The following is an 18,098-nucleotide window of genomic DNA, read 5'->3' as shown; positions in this document are numbered from 1 at the left end:
GGGGGCAAAACCGTACACACCTCTCCACGATGTCACCCCCGAACGCGACAAAACGACCTCGATGGTAACCACAACTACCGCTGATCACCCACTCGATCACGGGGCGGATCACAGGGTCGCGGTTGCACGGGCGCACACGAGCGGGCACAGCCGCTCCACCCTTCCCACCCGCCTCACGCGCCCAGCGCGCCCCTGAGCCGCGCGGGGTCCACGCGCCAGAAGGTGTGCTGCGCGCCGTCGACGAGGACGACCGGAATCTGCTCCCAGTACTCGCGGTGCAGCGCCTCGTCCTGAGTGATGTCCTTCTCCTCCCACGCCGCACCGGTCTCGGCGCACACGCGCTCGACGACGGCGCGGGCGTCGTCGCACAGGTGGCAGCCGGGCTTGCCGATGAGCGTGACGAGCGGCGGGGCGGACCGGTCGGCCGGGCCGGGGCTCTGCGGGGACTTCCCCCGCCGGAAGAGAGGACTCATGAGTCCATTCTCCGCCTCCGCGAAACCGGCCCGCCCCATAAGCAGGGTTTGCGGCACTCCGCCCGTTTAACAGTCCCGCCCCGAGGAGTTCACGCCATGGCATCCCGGCGTGTCGGGCCGGACCGAACAGACTGGCTATGCTCACGACATGGCCGTACTGGGATGGCTCACCCCTCGTAGGCGCTCGGCGACAGCCCGCAGCGTGCTGGCCGGCGAGGCCGCAGCCGAGGCAGCCCGCAAATCCGAACAGGAACTGGCGGAACTGGCCGAAGCGGAAGCCAGAAGGAAAGCCGACGCGGATTCCGGTTCCGGTGCTCCCTCCGAGCCTGAGTTCCCGGTCGTCGGGGACGACCTGGCCGCAGCCTTCTTCGACCTCGACAACACGGTGATGCAGGGCGCGGCGATCTTCCACTTCGGGCGCGGCCTGTACAAGCGGAAGTTCTTCCAGCGCCGCGACCTGGCACGGTTCGCCTGGCAGCAGGCGTGGTTCCGGCTGGCCGGGGTCGAGGACCCCGAGCACATGCAGGACGCGCGCGAGAGCGCCCTGTCCATTGTCAAGGGCCACCGCGTCTCCGAGCTGATGACCATCGGCGAGGAGATCTACGACGAGTACATGGCGGACCGCATCTGGCCCGGCACCCGCGCACTGGCCCAGGCGCACCTGGACGCGGGGCAGAAGGTGTGGCTGGTGACGGCCGCGCCGGTGGAGACCGCGACGATCATCGCGCGCCGGCTCGGCCTGACGGGCGCGCTCGGCACGGTCGCGGAGTCCGTGGGCGGCGTGTACACCGGCCGCCTGGTGGGCGAGCCGCTGCACGGCCCCGCCAAGGCGGAGGCGGTACGCGCCCTGGCGGCGGCGGAGGGCCTGGACCTCACGCGCTGCGCGGCGTACAGCGACTCCCACAACGACATCCCCATGCTGTCCCTGGTGGGCCACCCCTACGCCATCAACCCCGACGCGAAGCTGCGCAAGCACGCCCGGGCGAGGGAGTGGCGCCTGCGGGACTACCGCACGGGCCGAAAGGCGGCGAAGGTCGGCATCCCGGCGGCGGCGGGGGTAGGCGCGCTGGCCGGCGGCACGGCGGCGGCGGTGGCCCTGCACCGCCGCAGGCGCTGAGCGGGATCGCCCCGGGGTTCGCCTGCGGGTGCGTGGTGGGCTGCTCGCGCAGTTCCCCGCGCCCCTAACCCCTCGCCCGTCTGCGAACCGTGACCGGTTGCCCGCGCAGTTCCCCGCGCCCCTAACCCCTCGCCCGTCTGCGGACCATGACCGGTTGCTCGCGCAGTTCCCCGCGCCCCTTAGATGCCGCTGCGCGGCAATCCCCGGGGCGGCCCGGAGGGGCGCTTTCAGGGGCGCGGGGAACTGCGCGAGCAACCCACCACAACCCGCAGAGAAACACCGGCCCGATAAGGGGCGCGGGGAACTGCGCGACCAGCCACATACGGTCCGCAGACGAACGGGATCCGGGGCGCAGCCCGGAAGCGGGGCGCAGGGGCCGGGGGCGCAGCCCCAGGAGCCACCCACACCTCCCCCACCCCCGGAGGGTGCGGCGGGGCGGGGCCCGATCCGGGACTGCATACCCGCAGGGAACCCCCACCAGTCCCCCACCCCCCACTCGGCCACATCCCACCCCCCAACCGATCAACATCGATCACCACCCCGACACCACCCGCTCACACTCCGCAACCCAATCCGCCCCATAGACGTAACAGAAGCGACGGAATCGACGATTTGAGCAACTGGGTGTAGCGCTCCCTGCACGAAGCGTTATTCTCCTCAGACGCATACCGGAACCCACACATCGCCACGGCGGGTGAACGGTCCCGCACTGCACGTGATGGAAGCTCTGCCTCTGGGAGTCCCGTGTACCCACACGTCGGGGTTGACGCCTCGGGCCTGGCTACGCTGCGCGCAGCGGTCGTCGACCGTCTGCGCGGCTTCGTCCCCACCGCGTACGCCACCGCCCCCGCCTTCGCCACCGCCTCACCCCTCGGTGCCTGCTACGCGCTGGCAGACGGGGGTGCCGCGGTCGGAAGACGGAGCGGCGGCCGCAGCACGGGCACGTCCGCGACGCCGACCGCCCGCCGCCCCAGCGCGGACAGCGACAGCGCCCGCATGATGGACCTCGTCGAACGCGCCCAGGCGGGCGAGGCCGACGCCTTCGGACGGCTGTACGACCAGTACAGCGACACGGTGTACCGGTACATCTACTACCGCGTCGGCGGCAAGGCCACCGCCGAGGACCTCACCAGCGAGACGTTCCTGCGCGCCCTGCGCCGGATCTCCACCTTCACCTGGCAGGGCCGCGACTTCGGCGCCTGGCTGGTCACGATCGCGCGCAACCTGGTCGCGGACCACTTCAAGTCGAGCCGTTTCCGCCTCGAAGTGACCACCGGCGAAATGCTCGACGCCAATGAAGTGGAACGTTCGCCCGAGGACTCCGTCCTGGAGTCCCTCTCCAACGCCGCGCTCCTCGAAGCCGTACGGAAACTCAATCCGCAGCAGCAGGAGTGCGTCACCCTGCGCTTCCTCCAGGGCCTCTCGGTCGCCGAGACCGCCCGCGTCATGGGCAAGAACGAGGGCGCCATCAAGACCCTCCAGTACCGCGCCGTGCGCACCCTCGCCCGGCTCCTCCCCGAAGATGCCCGCTGAGCCGCTCCCCGTCCCACGGGGCAGCGGCCCTTCTTTGAGGCCCGCACCGGGCCCGTATCGGCGCCCTCAACTCACCTTCGGTGAGCGCTCAGTGCTGCCCTGGTCACACTGTGGTCCGATCATCCTTCGTCCGTAACCCAAGTGCCGCGTCCGTCGTTGTGCCGGATGCAGGCTCCCTGTGGTCACGCCATGTCCACAGCCGCTCACTCGATCGTGTGGATGTGCTCAAGGCGTGCAACCTTCCAGGCCCCTTGGGGAGTCGACCGTGATGACGAGAGGAGGTGCCGCCAGTGATCGCGAACGTATCGGCGCACCGGCGGGCGAACGCCTTCGCCCAGGCCCTGGAAGAAGCCTCGGCGGCCCAGCAGCCACCCGCCACCCAGGCCGCCACGGCCGAACAGGCGGCGGAAGCCGACCTGTTGACCCTGGCGACCGTCCTCGGTGAGCTGCCCAAACCTGAGCTGGACCCACAGGTGAAGGTGGAGCAGCGGGCGCTGCTCGTGGCCGCCATGGAGCAGATGTTCGCTTCGGGCGGCGCCGCCGACCCTCAGGTGCCCGAGCAGCGAGCCGGCAGGGGCGCCCACCGGGCGGCCCCGCTCCGGAAATTGCGCCCCCGCTCCCGCTGGTCGAAGGGCATCGCTGCGGGCGGCCTCAGCATCGGTGTGGCCGCGGGCGCGTTCAGCGGCGTGGCCGCTGCCAGCTCCGACGCCCTCCCCGGTGACTCGCTGTACGGGCTGAAGCGCGGCATGGAGGACCTCAAGCTCAACCTGGCGGACGACGACGCCGACCGCGGCAGGATCTACCTCGACCAGGCCTCCACCCGGCTCAGCGAGGCCCGCCGCCTGATGGAGCGCGGCCGCGCCGGCGACCTCGACCACGAGCAGCTGAGCGAGGTCCGCCGCGCGCTCAGCGGCATGCAGCACGACGTGACGGAAGGCCACCGCCTCCTCCACGCCGCGTATGCCAAGGACGGCTCGCTCGGCCCCATCGCCGCCCTGTCGTCGTTCGCCTCGGCGCACCGCGACAGCTGGAGCAAGCTGCGCGACAAGCTGCCCGCCCAGCTCACCGACGTCGGCGACGAGGTCACCTCCGTCTTCGTCGCCATAGACCAAGAGGTCGAGCCGCTGCGCTCGATGCTCCCGCCGCCCAAGACGAAGACCCATGGGCGTACGGACACCTCGCACCCGAGCGAGACGAGCCACACGGCCCGCCCCGCCCCGGCCTCCTCGGCCCCCGCGCACGGCACGGCGGGCGGCGGCGCCAAGCCGCAGCCCTCCACCCCGGGCACCAAGCCGAACGAGGGCCTGCTCGGCGGCAGCACCGGCGGCCTCTTCGACCCTCCGGCGAAGAGCACCCCGCCGACGTCCGGCACCACCCCGGCCAAGCCGCCGGTCCCGGACGTCACCCTGCCCCCGCTCCTCCCCGGCCTGCTCCCGGGCCTGGGCATCGAGGGCGAGGACGCACCGAAGTAACCCGACGCGTGCGTACGGGTGTGGGGCGCCGGTTCACCACCGGCGCCCCACACCCGTGCCTCCGCCAGAAAACAGCCAGTCAGAACCGGCCCGGTCGGAGCCCGCTCAGAAGAAGACCGATCGCCGCTGCACCAGCAGTTTGTACAGCGTGTGCTGGATCTGCTCCCGCACCTGGTCCGTCAGGTTGAACATCAGCATCGGGTCCTCCGCCGCCTCCGGCGGATACCCGTCGGTCGGGATCGGCTCACCGAACTGGATCGTCCACTTCGTCGGCAGCGGCACCAGCCCGGCCGGCCCCAGCCACGGGAACGTGGGCGTGATCGGGAAGTACGGGAAACCGAGAAGGCGCGCCAGCGTCTTGGAGTTGCCGATCATCGGGTAGATCTCCTCGGCCCCGACGATCGAGCACGGCACGATCGGCGTCCCGGTCCGCAGCGCGGTCGAGACGAACCCGCCCCGCCCGAACCGCTGGAGCTTGTACCGCTCGCTGAACGGCTTCCCGATGCCCTTGAAGCCCTCCGGCATCACCCCGACGACCTCGCCCCGCTCCAGGAGCGCCTGCGCGTCCTCCGCGCAGGCCAGGGTGTGCCCGGCCTTGCGGGCCAGCTCGTTGACGACCGGCAGCATGAACACCAGGTCCGCCGCGAGGAGGCGCAGATGCCGCCCCGCCGGATGGTGGTCGTGCACCGCCACCTGCATCATCAGCCCGTCCAGCGGCAGCGTCCCGGAGTGGTTGGCGACGACCAGCGCCCCGCCCTCGGCCGGGATGTTCTCGACGCCCTTCACCTCCACCCGGAAGTACTTCTCGTAGAAGGGGCGGAGCAGGGACATCAGGACCTGGTCGGTGAGCTCCTTGTCGTAGCCGAACTCGTCGACCTCGTACTCACCGGTGATCCGCCGCCGCAGGAACGCGAGCCCGCCCGCGACCCGCCGGTCCCAGCCGCCGCCCGGCTGCTCCCGCGCCTCCTCGGCCTGCCCGCCGTCCCGCTGCGGGCCGACGGCCTGAGCGGCCTCCTGCAGCCCCCGATCGCCCTCCGGGCCCTGGGAGACGGCCTGCTGGCCCGGCAGGGCGCTCACCGGGGCGGCAGCCGCCTCCGGGGCCGCACCCCGCCGTCCGCCGGAGCGGCGGCGCCCCGGGCGCTGCGTGCCGCCGCGCGAGCGGTCGTCGTCGAACGGAATGACCTTGGCGTCCGCCATCGTGGTTGAGCTCCTCATTCCGCGCCGGGAGTGGACAAGGTGGAAGTGGCCGGAGCAGCACCCGGGGCGAAGGGCCGGAACGGCAGCGCCGCCACCCGGTCCACGGCCCGCGCCAGAGCCTCCGGCGGCAGCAGCCCGGGACCCCGGCTGCGCGCGAAGTCGGCGAACGCACCCGCCGTCGTGTACTTCGGCTCGAAGCCCAGCGTCTGACGCATCTGCTCGGTGCTCACCACCCGGCCGTGGGTGAGCAGCCTGATCTGCTCGGGCGAGAAGTCGCTCACGCCGACTGACCGCAGCGCCGAGCCCACCCAGCGGACCGCCGGGAGCAGCACCGGCACGGTCGGGCGGCCGAGGCGCCGCGAGCACTGCGAGAGCAGCAGCACGCCCTCCCCGGCCACGTTGAAGGTGCCGCTGTTGAGCGTCCCGCGCCTCGGCTCGTGCGCGGCGATCCGCAGCACGTCGATGACGTCGTCCTCGTGGACGAACTGGAGCCGGGGGTCGTAGCCGAACACGGTCGGCAGCACCGGCAGCGAGAAGTACTCGGCGAGCGGCGAGTCCGCGCCCGGCCCCAGGATGTTCGCGAACCGCAGCACGCACACCGCCACGTCGGGCCGGCGCCGCGCGAAGCCGCGCACGTATCCCTCGACCTCGACGGCGTCCTTCGCGAAGCCGCCGCTGGGCAGCGACTTCGGCGGGGTCGTCTCGGTGAAGACGGCCGGATCGCGCGGCGCCGACCCGTAGACGCTGGTGCTCGACTTCACCACCAGGCGCCGCACCGACGGCGACTTCTGGCACGCACCGAGCAGCTGCATGGTGCCGATGACGTTCGTTTCCTTCACGGACGTCCGCCCGCCGGCGCCCAGCGGCGTGCCGGTCACGTCCATGTGCACGACGGTGTCCACGGCGTGCTCGGCCAGCACGCGCGCGATGGCGGGCTGCCGTATGTCCGCCCGTACGAAATCGGCTCCGCCCAGATGGTGGGCGGGCGGCACGGCGTCCACGCCGATCACCCGGTCCACTTCCGGATCACGCTGGATGCGCCATACGAGACGGCCTCCGAGCTGCCGGGCCACTCCGGTGACGAGCACGACCTTCCCCAAGATCAGCGCCTTCCTTTGGCCTGAGGTCCACCCTTGGCGCCACCGTAGCGGCTGGATGTTGCCCGGTGATGACCGCGTCGCCGCTCGTGGCCGGGAATTGCGCCGCTGAAAAGGCCGCCGGAAAGCACCCGGCACGAGCTTCCCGGATACCGAAAGGGCGTACGGGATATGGCGTGCGGGATATGCGGCCGGTAACGCACCGCAGCCCTCCCACCAGGACGGCGGAAGGGCTGCGAGTTCACGTACAGCTGTCGCTTACTTCTTGTTGCGACGCTGAACGCGGGTGCGCTTGAGCAGCTTGCGGTGCTTCTTCTTAGCCATCCGCTTGCGCCGCTTCTTGATAACAGAGCCCACGACTACCCTCGCTCACTTCTCTTCACTCGGTGCGGGGCGTCTGGGCCCACACGACCTACGAGGGGCTAGCCTACCCGCCCGAGCGCAGAGGTCGTAACCGAGGGGACCGTCAGGCTGTCTCCACCCCCACGAAGGACTCTCGGAGGTACTCCTGAACCGCCTGTTCCGGGACCCTGAACGACCTGCCCACCCGGATCGCCGGCAGATGACCGCTGTGCACCAAGCGGTACACGGTCATCTTCGACACTCGCATCACCGAGGCGACTTCCGCCACGGTCAGGAACACGACCTCGTTCAGAGGCCTCTGATCAGCAGCCATGACCCACCTGTACCTTCCGCACCCGACGCGCACCGGCTTCCCCTCCGGTGACTCTTCGTCGCTGTGCGCTCACTCCCCAGACTAGGGGCGGGTGGTGCGAGTGGGGAAGAGGAGCTGCCAACGGCCGCCTACTGTGACAGACACGCTCGATTGAGTACATAGCGAGTAAGCGGCCGGTAGTAATCAGACCGCACAGCGTCATCAAGCGGAACGGCTACGGACACCCGCCCCTCGGCCTCTCCGACGAACAGCGCGGGATCGTCCGTATCGGCCAGGCCGACCGCCTCAATACCCAGCTGACCTGCTCCGCAGACCCATCCGTGATCTCCCACGACCAGGTCCGGCAGCCGCCCCCGGAGGGTCGCCGCGGCCCCCAGGGCGACCCGAACCGGCAGCGGAGAATGGGTGTGTGCGCCGGTCTCACTGGCGGAACCCCGCGCGCCGGGTTCGCGCACCAGCGCGACTCCTCGTACGTAGTCAAGGTTGTACGTACGTACCCCGAACCGGGTCGTTATGTCGACACATCGCCCCTGCGCGGGGGTGAGGACATCACATCCGGCCGCCGACAAAGCGTCCGCGAGGGCGGCGTAGAAGGCGAGCAGCCGGTGTGGATGTCCGGTTCCGAAGAGTACGGCGCCGCGCCGCGCGGCCACGTCGTGGATCCGGGCGGCCAGCGCGTCGAGCCCCGCGAGCGTCCGCTCCGGATCGATGACGTCCGGCCCCGACACATGCGCCGGATCCGGGCTCACCCCGCACTTGTCCGCCATGAGCCGCAGCAGGTCCCGCTCGCCCCACCCCCATTCGGGGTCGAGCCCGAGCGTGACCCGCGGATCCCGGGCCGCGAACAGCCGGTAGCTGCGCAGGCTCTCCTCCCGCGAGGTGGCCACAGGCCCGGCCAGCCGCGCGGCCAACAGATGCGCCCGCAGCGCCCCGGTGCTCAACACGGGACGATGCTCTCGCAGTCGGGGCTCCGGGGGGCCGAATCGAGCCGTAGACCGCACAGTTGGCGTAAAGGTCCGGGGGCGAAGCCCCTACGCCAGCAACCCCCGCAACGGATAAACCGCCCGACGAGTCGCCAGGATCGCCTGGTCTAGTCGGTCCGCCGGGTCGTACCCCGACTCCCAGTCACGCCACAGCACGGCCCGCCCGTCCGTCATCCGCCCCGGCCCCAACTGCCGCGTACGCGCGAACACTTCGTCCCGCCACGAGGAGGGGATCACGGACGCGGGGTCGACGGGGGCATGCCCCGCCACCCCCACCAGATGCGTCCACGAGCGCGGCACCACGTCCACCACGGCGTACCCTCCGCCCCCGAGGGCCACCCACTTCCCGCCCGCCACATGCTCGTGCGCCAGCGCGTGGCAGGCCTCCTGGACGGCCCGCTGGGCGTCCAGCGAGACCGCCAGATGCGCCAGCGGGTCCTCGAAGTGCGTGTCCGCGCCGTGCTGCGTCACCAGCACCTGGGGGCGGAACTCGGCCAGCAGCTCCGGCACCACGGAGTGGAAGGCCCGCAGCCACCCCTCGTCCCCGGTCCCGGCCGGCAGCGCCACGTTGACGGCCGTCCCGTCCGCGTCCGTCTCCTCCGGCCACCCCGTCCCGGGGAACAGCAGCCGGGGATGCTCGTGGAGGGAGATCGTCAGCACCCTCGGGTCGTCCCAGAACGCCGCCTGCACGCCGTCCCCGTGGTGCACGTCCACATCCACGTACGCGACCCGCTCCGCCCCCAGCTCCAGGAGGCGGGCGATCGCGAGCGCCGCGTCGTTGTAGATGCAGAACCCCGCCGCCCCGCCCGGCATCGCGTGGTGCAGCCCACCCGCGAAGTTCACCGCGTGCGCCGCGTCCCCCCGCCACACCGCCTCCGCGGCCCCCACGGACTGCCCGGCGATGAGCGCGGACGCCTCGTGCATCCCGGCGAACGCGGGGTCGTCCACGGTCCCCAGGCCGTACGCCTGGTCCGCGGCACCCGGATCCGCCGAGGCGGCCCGTACGGCCGCCACATAGTCCTCGCGGTGGACGAGCCGCAGCGTCGAGTCCCCCGCCGCCGGCGCGGCCACCACGTCGACCGCCTTGTCCAGCCCGTACGCCCGCACCAACCCCATGGTCAGCGAGAGCCGTACCGGATCCATCGGATGGCTCGGTCCGAAGTCGTACGCCGTGACGGCGTCATCCCACATCAACAGTGTGCGGCCGCTCATGCCCGCCACCGTATCGGGCGCCCTCCGCGCCGAACGAACGGGCGTACACGAGCGTCAGCAGAACCAGCACCATCGGGATGAGCATGGCGCCGCGATAGCTCCACGCGCCGCCGATCCCGCCGACCAGCGGCGACCCGAAGAGGTAGCCCACGTAGTTGAAGACGTTGAGCCGCGCGATCGCCGCGTCCGAGGCCTGCGGGAACAGCCGCCCCGCCGCCGCGTATGTCTGCGGCACGATCACGCACAGCCCGAACCCCAGCATGGTGAACCCGAGCATCCCCACCCACGGCCCCGGCGCCACCGCGACGACCGCGAACCCGGCGCTCGCGAGCACGGCCCCGCCCCGCACCACGGCCACGGCCCCGAACCGCCGCACCCCGTGGTCCCCGGCCGCCCGCCCCAGCAGGGTGGTGACCATGTAGACGTTGTACGGGACGGTCGACAGTTGCTCGGAGCTGCCGAGGACGTCCTGGAGGTACTTCGCGCTCCAGTTGGAGACGGTCGAGTCCCCGATGTACGCGAAGGCCATCACCAGGCAGAGCGGCAGCAGCAGCCGGAAGGCGACGGGCTTGCCACCCGCCGCGTCGCTCCCGGAACCGGCCTCCGGGCCGACAGTGGCCGCCTCCCCGTCCACGTACCACCGGCTCCCGGCCAGACACAGCGGCAGCAGCACCAGGACGACCGGCAGATACGAGACGAGCAGCGACAGGTCCCAGTGCGCCCCCACCCAGGCGAGCGAGGCGCCCACGATCCCGCCGAGGCTGAACGCGGCGTGGAAGCCCAGGATGATGCTGCGCCCGTACGCGCGCTGAAGGCTGATCCCCAGCATGTTCATGCACGCGTCGAGCCCGCCGACGGCCAGCCCGAACGCCGCGAGCGAGACGGCCGCCTGCCACATTCGGTCCCCGGCCGCGACGCCGAGCAGCGCGAGCAGCACGAGCGGCTGCACCCACCGCAGCGCCACACTGGGCGCCACCCGCTTCACCAGGTGCTCGGTGGTGACGCTCCCGACCCCGGCCAGGATCGGCACACCCGCGAGGAACGCCGGCAACAGGCCGTCGGATATCCCGTACTGGTCCTGGATCGCCGGGATACGGGTCACCAGGAGGGCGAAGGCGATGCCCTGCGCGCAGAAGCTGAGCGCGAGGGACGCCCGGCCCCGCCGCAGGCGTACGTCTGTCATGGCCGCAGAGCTTAGGGCCGCAAGCTACCCCTGGGTAGACAGATCACCCGAGCAATTCGCGCAGCTGTGCCATGTCGGAGAAGAGGGCCGTGGCGCCCTGGAGCCGCTCCTCGGGCGTCATGGCGGTGAACCCGTACACATCCATCCCGGCGGCCCGCGCGGCCTGCACCCCGAGCGGGCTGTCCTCGACGACGGCACACCGCTCCGGCGCGACACCCATGCGCTCGGCGGCGTACAGGAACAGGTCCGGCGCCGGCTTCCCGCGCCCGACGTCCTGCGAGGAGAACACCCACTCCTCCTCGAACCACTCGTCGAGCCCGGTCGTACGGTGCCCCACGCGGATCCGCTCATGGCTCCCGGAGGACGCGACGCAGTACGGCACCCCGTCCGCCACCAGCTTCGCGAGCACGTCGGCGGCCCCGGCCACCGGCTGGAGCTCCCGCTCGAAGGCGGCGAAGACCCGGGCATGAAAGGCGTCGTCGAAGTCGGCGGGCAGCACCTGCCCGGTCCGCTCCTGGATCAGGTCGTGGATGCGGTGCATGGCGGAGCCCATGTAGTCGCGAATGGATTCCTCGTACGAGGTGGGGAAGCCCAGCTCGGTGAGGTACCCGGCGAGGATGGTGTTCGAGATCGGCTCGCTGTCGACGAGCACGCCGTCGTTGTCGAAGATGATGAGGTCATAGCGCATGGCTCGACCCTAAACGCCGGTAAACGCAGAAAAGCCCCGTACCGGTTTCCCGGTACGGGGCTTTTCTCAAAATTTGTTCGGCGGTGTCCTACTCTCCCACAGGGTCCCCCCTGCAGTACCATCGGCGCTGAAAGGCTTAGCTTCCGGGTTCGGAATGTAACCGGGCGTTTCCCTAACGCTATGACCACCGAAACACTATGAAATTAACGAAACCGGGCAACAACACGGCTGTTCGTTATTTCAGAACTAACACAGTGGACGCGAGCAACTGAGGACAAGCCCTCGGCCTATTAGTACCAGTCAGCTCCACCCCTTACGAGGCTTCCACATCTGGCCTATCAACCCAGTCGTCTACTGGGAGCCTTACCCTCTCAAGGAGGTGGGAATACTCATCTCGAAGCAGGCTTCCCGCTTAGATGCTTTCAGCGGTTATCCTTTCCGAACGTAGCCAACCAGCCATGCCCTTGGCAGGACAACTGGCACACCAGAGGTTCGTCCGTCCCGGTCCTCTCGTACTAGGGACAGCCCTTCTCAATATTCCTACGCGCACAGCGGATAGGGACCGAACTGTCTCACGACGTTCTAAACCCAGCTCGCGTACCGCTTTAATGGGCGAACAGCCCAACCCTTGGGACCGACTCCAGCCCCAGGATGCGACGAGCCGACATCGAGGTGCCAAACCATCCCGTCGATATGGACTCTTGGGGAAGATCAGCCTGTTATCCCCGGGGTACCTTTTATCCGTTGAGCGACGGCGCTTCCACAAGCCACCGCCGGATCACTAGTCCCGACTTTCGTCCCTGCTCGACCCGTCGGTCTCACAGTCAAGCTCCCTTGTGCACTTACACTCAACACCTGATTGCCAACCAGGCTGAGGGAACCTTTGGGCGCCTCCGTTACTCTTTAGGAGGCAACCGCCCCAGTTAAACTACCCATCAGACACTGTCCCTGATCCGGATCACGGACCCAGGTTAGACATCCAGCACGACCAGAGTGGTATTTCAACGGCGACTCCACAACCACTGGCGTGGCTGCTTCAAAGTCTCCCACCTATCCTACACAAGCCGAACCGAACACCAATATCAAACTGTAGTAAAGGTCCCGGGGTCTTTCCGTCCTGCTGCGCGAAACGAGCATCTTTACTCGTAGTGCAATTTCACCGGGCCTATGGTTGAGACAGTCGAGAAGTCGTTACGCCATTCGTGCAGGTCGGAACTTACCCGACAAGGAATTTCGCTACCTTAGGATGGTTATAGTTACCACCGCCGTTTACTGGCGCTTAAGTTCTCAGCTTCGCCCCACCGAAATGGAGCTAACCGGTCCCCTTAACGTTCCAGCACCGGGCAGGCGTCAGTCCGTATACATCGCCTTACGGCTTCGCACGGACCTGTGTTTTTAGTAAACAGTCGCTTCTCGCTGGTCTCTGCGGCCACCCCCAGCTCAGAGTGCAAGACTCATCACCAGTGATGGCCCCCCTTCTCCCGAAGTTACGGGGGCATTTTGCCGAGTTCCTTAACCATAGTTCACCCGAACGCCTCGGTATTCTCTACCTGACCACCTGAGTCGGTTTAGGGTACGGGCCGCCATGAAACTCGCTAGAGGCTTTTCTCGACAGCATAGGATCATCCACTTCACCACAATCGGCTCGGCATCAGGTCTCAGCCTTAACGTGTGACGGATTTGCCTACCACACGGCCTACACCCTTACCCCGGGACAACCACCGCCCGGGCTGGACTACCTTCCTGCGTCACCCCATCGCTTACCTACTACAAGTCTGGTTCGTCGGCTCCACCACTTTCCTTTCCCCGAAGGGTCCGGAACGGCTTCACGGACTTAGCATCGCCTGATTCGATATTGGGCGTTTCAAAGCGGGTACCGGAATATCAACCGGTTGTCCATCGACTACGCCTGTCGGCCTCGCCTTAGGTCCCGACTTACCCTGGGCAGATCAGCTTGACCCAGGAACCCTTAGTCAATCGGCGCACACGTTTCTCACGTGTGTATCGCTACTCATGCCTGCATTCTCACTCGTGAACCGTCCACCACTAGCTTCCGCTGCGGCTTCACCCGGCACACGACGCTCCCCTACCCATCACAGCACCCGTTGGGGCTTAATTGCTGCAATGACACGACTTCGGCGGTACGCTTGAGCCCCGCTACATTGTCGGCGCGGAATCACTTGACCAGTGAGCTATTACGCACTCTTTCAAGGGTGGCTGCTTCTAAGCCAACCTCCTGGTTGTCTCTGCGACTCCACATCCTTTCCCACTTAGCGTACGCTTAGGGGCCTTAGTCGATGCTCTGGGCTGTTTCCCTCTCGACCATGGAGCTTATCCCCCACAGTCTCACTGCCGCGCTCTCACTTACCGGCATTCGGAGTTTGGCTAAGGTCAGTAACCCGGTAGGGCCCATCGCCTATCCAGTGCTCTACCTCCGGCAAGAAACACACGACGCTGCACCTAAATGCATTTCGGGGAGAACCAGCTATCACGGAGTTTGATTGGCCTTTCACCCCTAACCACAGGTCATCCCCCAGGTTTTCAACCCTGGTGGGTTCGGTCCTCCACGAAGTCTTACCTCCGCTTCAACCTGCCCATGGCTAGATCACTCCGCTTCGGGTCTAGAGCGTGCAACTATATCGCCCTGTTCGGACTCGCTTTCGCTACGGCTTCCCCACACGGGTTAACCTCGCTACACACCGCTAACTCGCAGGCTCATTCTTCAAAAGGCACGCAGTCACGACGTTGCATGCAAGCATGCAACGCGACGCTCCCACGGCTTGTAGGCACACGGTTTCAGGTACTATTTCACTCCGCTCCCGCGGTACTTTTCACCATTCCCTCACGGTACTATCCGCTATCGGTCACCAGGGAATATTTAGGCTTAACGGGTGGTCCCGCCAGATTCACACGGGATTTCTCGGGCCCCGTGCTACTTGGGTGTCTCTTAAACGAGCCGCATGAATTTCAGCTACGGGGGTCTTACCCTCTACGCCGGACCTTTCGCATGTCCTTCGCCTATTCATACGGTTTCTGACTCGTCTCACAGCCGGCAGACTGTGACAAAGAGATCCCACAACCCCGTATGCGCAACCCCTGCCGGGTATCACACGCATACGGTTTGGCCTCATCCGGTTTCGCTCGCCACTACTCCCGGAATCACGGTTGTTTTCTCTTCCTGAGGGTACTGAGATGTTTCACTTCCCCTCGTTCCCTCCACATGCCCTATGTGTTCAGGCATGGGTGACAGCCCATGACGACTGCCGGGTTTCCCCATTCGGAAACCCCCGGATCAAAGCCTGGTTGACGGCTCCCCGGGGACTATCGTGGCCTCCCACGTCCTTCATCGGTTCCTGGTGCCAAGGCATCCACCGTGCGCCCTTAAAAACTTGGCCACAGATGCTCGCGTCCACTGTGCAGTTCTCAAACAACGACCAGCCACCCATCACCCCACCAACAACATGGTGAGTTCACTGGGGCCGGCGACTGAAGGTGAAGCGGGCAAAGCCCGTGCCTTCAGACACCCAACAGCGTGCCCGGCCCGGCTCCCTCAGGTTCACGTTCCACGCCGAAGCAGTACTAGTGATCCCTCGAAAACCGTGCCGAATAGTCAACGTTCCACCCATGAGCTGACCGTGCAGAACATTTGCCTGCAATCGGTACTGTGCTCCTTAGAAAGGAGGTGATCCAGCCGCACCTTCCGGTACGGCTACCTTGTTACGACTTCGTCCCAATCGCCAGTCCCACCTTCGACAGCTCCCTCCCACAAGGGGTTGGGCCACCGGCTTCGGGTGTTACCGACTTTCGTGACGTGACGGGCGGTGTGTACAAGGCCCGGGAACGTATTCACCGCAGCAATGCTGATCTGCGATTACTAGCAACTCCGACTTCATGGGGTCGAGTTGCAGACCCCAATCCGAACTGAGACCGGCTTTTTGAGATTCGCTCCGCCTCACGGCATCGCAGCTCATTGTACCGGCCATTGTAGCACGTGTGCAGCCCAAGACATAAGGGGCATGATGACTTGACGTCGTCCCCACCTTCCTCCGAGTTGACCCCGGCAGTCTCCTGTGAGTCCCCATCACCCCGAAGGGCATGCTGGCAACACAGAACAAGGGTTGCGCTCGTTGCGGGACTTAACCCAACATCTCACGACACGAGCTGACGACAGCCATGCACCACCTGTATACCGACCACAAGGGGGCGACCATCTCTGGCCGTTTCCGGTATATGTCAAGCCTTGGTAAGGTTCTTCGCGTTGCGTCGAATTAAGCCACATGCTCCGCTGCTTGTGCGGGCCCCCGTCAATTCCTTTGAGTTTTAGCCTTGCGGCCGTACTCCCCAGGCGGGGAACTTAATGCGTTAGCTGCGGCACCGACGACGTGGAATGTCGCCAACACCTAGTTCCCAACGTTTACGGCGTGGACTACCAGGGTATCTAATCCTGTTCGCTCCCCACGCTTTCGCTCCTCAGCGTCAGTAATGGCCCAGAGATCCGCCTTCGCCACCGGTGTTCCTCCTGATATCTGCGCATTTCACCGCTACACCAGGAATTCCGATCTCCCCTACCACACTCTAGCTAGCCCGTATCGAATGCAGACCCGGGGTTAAGCCCCGGGCTTTCACATCCGACGTGACAAGCCGCCTACGAGCTCTTTACGCCCAATAATTCCGGACAACGCTTGCGCCCTACGTATTACCGCGGCTGCTGGCACGTAGTTAGCCGGCGCTTCTTCTGCAGGTACCGTCACTTTCGCTTCTTCCCTGCTGAAAGAGGTTTACAACCCGAAGGCCGTCATCCCTCACGCGGCGTCGCTGCATCAGGCTTTCGCCCATTGTGCAATATTCCCCACTGCTGCCTCCCGTAGGAGTCTGGGCCGTGTCTCAGTCCCAGTGTGGCCGGTCGCCCTCTCAGGCCGGCTACCCGTCGTCGCCTTGGTAGGCCATTACCCCACCAACAAGCTGATAGGCCGCGGGCTCATCCTTCACCGCCGGAGCTTTCCACCCACCTCGATGCCGAGGCGGGTCGTATCCGGTATTAGACCCCGTTTCCAGGGCTTGTCCCAGAGTGAAGGGCAGATTGCCCACGTGTTACTCACCCGTTCGCCACTAATCCACCCCGGAGGGCTTCATCGTTCGACTTGCATGTGTTAAGCACGCCGCCAGCGTTCGTCCTGAGCCAGGATCAAACTCTCCATGAATGTGTACCGGTAATCCGGTGCGCACACACGAAAGAGCGGGACAGTCATGTCGGAATAAGACCGACCGTCCTCAGCGTCCTCGCTGTGTAATTGCCTGCCGACCACGAGGGCCTGCAGGACTTTTCAAAGGAACCTCCAACCCAACCGACAAGCGGTGGGCCGGGGTTGTCAATCTGGCGTTGACTTTTGGCACGCTGTTGAGTTCTCAAGGTACGGACGCTTCCTTTGTTCCCGTTTCCGGGCCCTCCGGGCGCTTCCTTCGTTTCCGACTCTATCAGACCGTTTCCCGGTCCGACTTCCTCGGTGCTTTCCAGGTTTTCGCTTTCGCGTTTCCCTTTCCGGCGGTTCCGATTCTATCAGATCCTCGCGGTTCCGATTTCCGGTCTCCCGGGTCAAGTCGGTTTGTCTTCCCGGCTGTTCGGCCGTTCCGACGAGTAAGACTTTAGCGGAATCCTGGCCCCCGATGCCAATCGGGGGTTGCGCCCTTTCGAACGCGATTCCTCATTTCGCAAAAGCGCACGAAAAACGAGACGGCGGATCGCCGTTCGGATCAAGTGGTTGGTGCGGAATGGCTGTCCGGGGACCGACCGGAGTCGGCGCTCACGTCGGACAACTCGGAGAACACTACGTACGGGTCAAGGGCGTGTCAACCCCGGCCCGGGGGGCCGTCCGGCTGGTTCTTTCGGCCGAGGGAGGAGTGGCAGGACGGCCGATCTGGGGCAGGTGGGTGCACGCCTAGTTTGGGCTGCATGAGGAGTCTTGTCCGAGTCGCCGGAGTTGTCGGGGTCACCGCCGTCCTGAGCGCCGCGAGTGTGGTCGGGGCCGTGACCGCGTACGCCACCGACGGCGACGAGCGGGTCGCGCGCGTCCGCGCGCGCGTGGTGGATGCAGTCAACCGGGAGACGCGCGACGAGATCCACCGGCTGCGGCGGTGCCACGACGAGGTGTCGCGGGCCGAAGCGGATCGGCTGGAACGGCTGCTTCGGGACTCGTGTGTGTATGCAGAGCAGCTTCACTCCGTACGGTCGCCGCTCGCGCGGCACGCGGCTGTACGGGGTGAGACACGTTCGTACGGAGTGGAGCGGACGTATCGCGTGGTGGGCGCGGATGCTGTCGAGGTCCCCGGTGATCCCCTGGGGGCCGCCCGTGACGTGGGGGAAGGGGAGCCCGTCGGGGCCGCCGCGCTGGTGGTGGGGACGTCCGTCCTGCTGGTGGGCGGAGGGGCCGCCGTCGCCTCCGTGCGGTGGCGACGGCGGGACTGAGGGA

13 protein-coding genes and 3 rRNA genes are annotated in these 18,098 nt (G+C 66.8%); 4 read left to right on the top strand and 12 right to left on the bottom strand.

All coding sequences use genetic code 11. From position 1 onward, the window contains the following. Positions 1–173: 173 nt before the first annotated feature. The gene (locus tag BX283_RS23320; RefSeq protein WP_101389465.1) at positions 174–473 is read right to left on the bottom strand and encodes a glutaredoxin family protein; all 300 of its coding nucleotides are present in this window, start codon (positions 471–473) and stop codon (positions 174–176) included. 148 nt (positions 474–621) lie between these two features. Here BX283_RS23320 and BX283_RS23315 point away from each other — a divergent pair, with 148 nt between their 5' ends. The 3 genes from BX283_RS23315 (at position 622) to BX283_RS23305 (ending at position 4,595) form a co-directional block, all read left to right on the top strand. Beyond that, the gene (locus BX283_RS23315) at positions 622–1,590 is read left to right on the top strand and encodes an HAD family phosphatase (RefSeq protein WP_101389464.1); all 969 of its coding nucleotides are present in this window, start codon (positions 622–624) and stop codon (positions 1,588–1,590) included. Between the two features lie 744 nt (positions 1,591–2,334). Continuing rightward, positions 2,335–3,123: an ECF subfamily RNA polymerase sigma factor, BldN family gene (locus tag BX283_RS23310; RefSeq protein ID WP_101389463.1), complete on the top strand. Its 789-nt coding sequence runs from the start codon at positions 2,335–2,337 to the stop codon at positions 3,121–3,123. A 290-nt stretch (positions 3,124–3,413) separates the two neighbouring features. Beyond that, positions 3,414–4,595, top strand: a complete 1,182-nt coding sequence (locus tag BX283_RS23305; protein WP_101389462.1) for a DUF5667 domain-containing protein — start codon at positions 3,414–3,416, stop codon at positions 4,593–4,595. A gap of 105 nt (positions 4,596–4,700) precedes the next feature. Here the strand turns inward: BX283_RS23305 and BX283_RS23300 are convergent, their stop codons facing one another. The 11 genes from BX283_RS23300 to BX283_RS23250 form a co-directional block, all read right to left on the bottom strand. Continuing rightward, the gene (locus tag BX283_RS23300) at positions 4,701–5,792 is read right to left on the bottom strand and encodes a lysophospholipid acyltransferase family protein (protein WP_101389461.1); all 1,092 of its coding nucleotides are present in this window, start codon (positions 5,790–5,792) and stop codon (positions 4,701–4,703) included. A 14-nt stretch (positions 5,793–5,806) separates the two neighbouring features. Then, positions 5,807–6,892 carry an NAD-dependent epimerase/dehydratase family protein gene (locus BX283_RS23295; RefSeq protein ID WP_101389460.1) on the bottom strand — a complete coding sequence of 362 codons (1,086 nt, stop codon included), beginning with the start codon at positions 6,890–6,892 and terminating at the stop codon, positions 5,807–5,809. A gap of 255 nt (positions 6,893–7,147) precedes the next feature. Next, positions 7,148–7,246 (bottom strand): 30S ribosomal protein bS22, encoded by a 99-nt coding sequence (locus BX283_RS23290; RefSeq protein WP_003948845.1) that lies wholly within the window; start codon positions 7,244–7,246, stop codon positions 7,148–7,150. Between the two features lie 109 nt (positions 7,247–7,355). Beyond that, positions 7,356–7,565, bottom strand: coding sequence for a helix-turn-helix domain-containing protein (locus BX283_RS23285; protein ID WP_159047648.1), 210 nt, complete (start codon positions 7,563–7,565; stop codon positions 7,356–7,358). A gap of 128 nt (positions 7,566–7,693) precedes the next feature. Then, positions 7,694–8,509, bottom strand: coding sequence for a phosphatase (locus BX283_RS23280; protein WP_101389459.1), 816 nt, complete (start codon positions 8,507–8,509; stop codon positions 7,694–7,696). Between the two features lie 87 nt (positions 8,510–8,596). After that, entirely contained in the window at positions 8,597–9,760 is a 1,164-nt protein-coding gene (locus tag BX283_RS23275; RefSeq protein WP_180357234.1) for an acetoin utilization protein AcuC, read from the bottom strand. Then, the gene (locus tag BX283_RS23270) at positions 9,729–10,943 is read right to left on the bottom strand and encodes an MFS transporter (RefSeq protein WP_101389457.1); all 1,215 of its coding nucleotides are present in this window, start codon (positions 10,941–10,943) and stop codon (positions 9,729–9,731) included. The genes BX283_RS23275 and BX283_RS23270 overlap by 32 nt, the downstream gene beginning before the upstream one ends. Before the next feature lie 43 nt (positions 10,944–10,986). Next, the gene (locus BX283_RS23265) at positions 10,987–11,631 is read right to left on the bottom strand and encodes an HAD family phosphatase (protein ID WP_101389456.1); all 645 of its coding nucleotides are present in this window, start codon (positions 11,629–11,631) and stop codon (positions 10,987–10,989) included. Positions 11,632–11,706: 75 nt separating this feature from the next. Continuing rightward, positions 11,707–11,823 (bottom strand): 5S ribosomal RNA (gene rrf / locus BX283_RS23260). Between the two features lie 78 nt (positions 11,824–11,901). Next, positions 11,902–15,026: ribosomal RNA gene (locus BX283_RS23255) — 23S ribosomal RNA — on the bottom strand. A gap of 280 nt (positions 15,027–15,306) precedes the next feature. After that, a 16S ribosomal RNA gene (locus tag BX283_RS23250) occupies positions 15,307–16,832 on the bottom strand. The 16S, 23S and 5S rRNA genes sit together here, the layout of an rRNA operon. A 749-nt stretch (positions 16,833–17,581) precedes the next feature. On the opposite strand from BX283_RS23250, the gene BX283_RS23240 reads away from it, so the two are divergent. Continuing rightward, positions 17,582–18,094 carry a hypothetical protein gene (locus BX283_RS23240; RefSeq protein ID WP_143676448.1) on the top strand — a complete coding sequence of 171 codons (513 nt, stop codon included), beginning with the start codon at positions 17,582–17,584 and terminating at the stop codon, positions 18,092–18,094. Positions 18,095–18,098 lie beyond the last annotated feature (4 nt).

It is taken from the genome of Streptomyces sp. TLI_146, from assembly GCF_002846415.1.
Lineage (GTDB): Bacteria > Actinomycetota > Actinomycetes > Streptomycetales > Streptomycetaceae > Streptomyces.
Note: the sequence above shows the minus strand (reverse complement) of the source record. Positions and strands in the feature narration are given on the sequence as shown.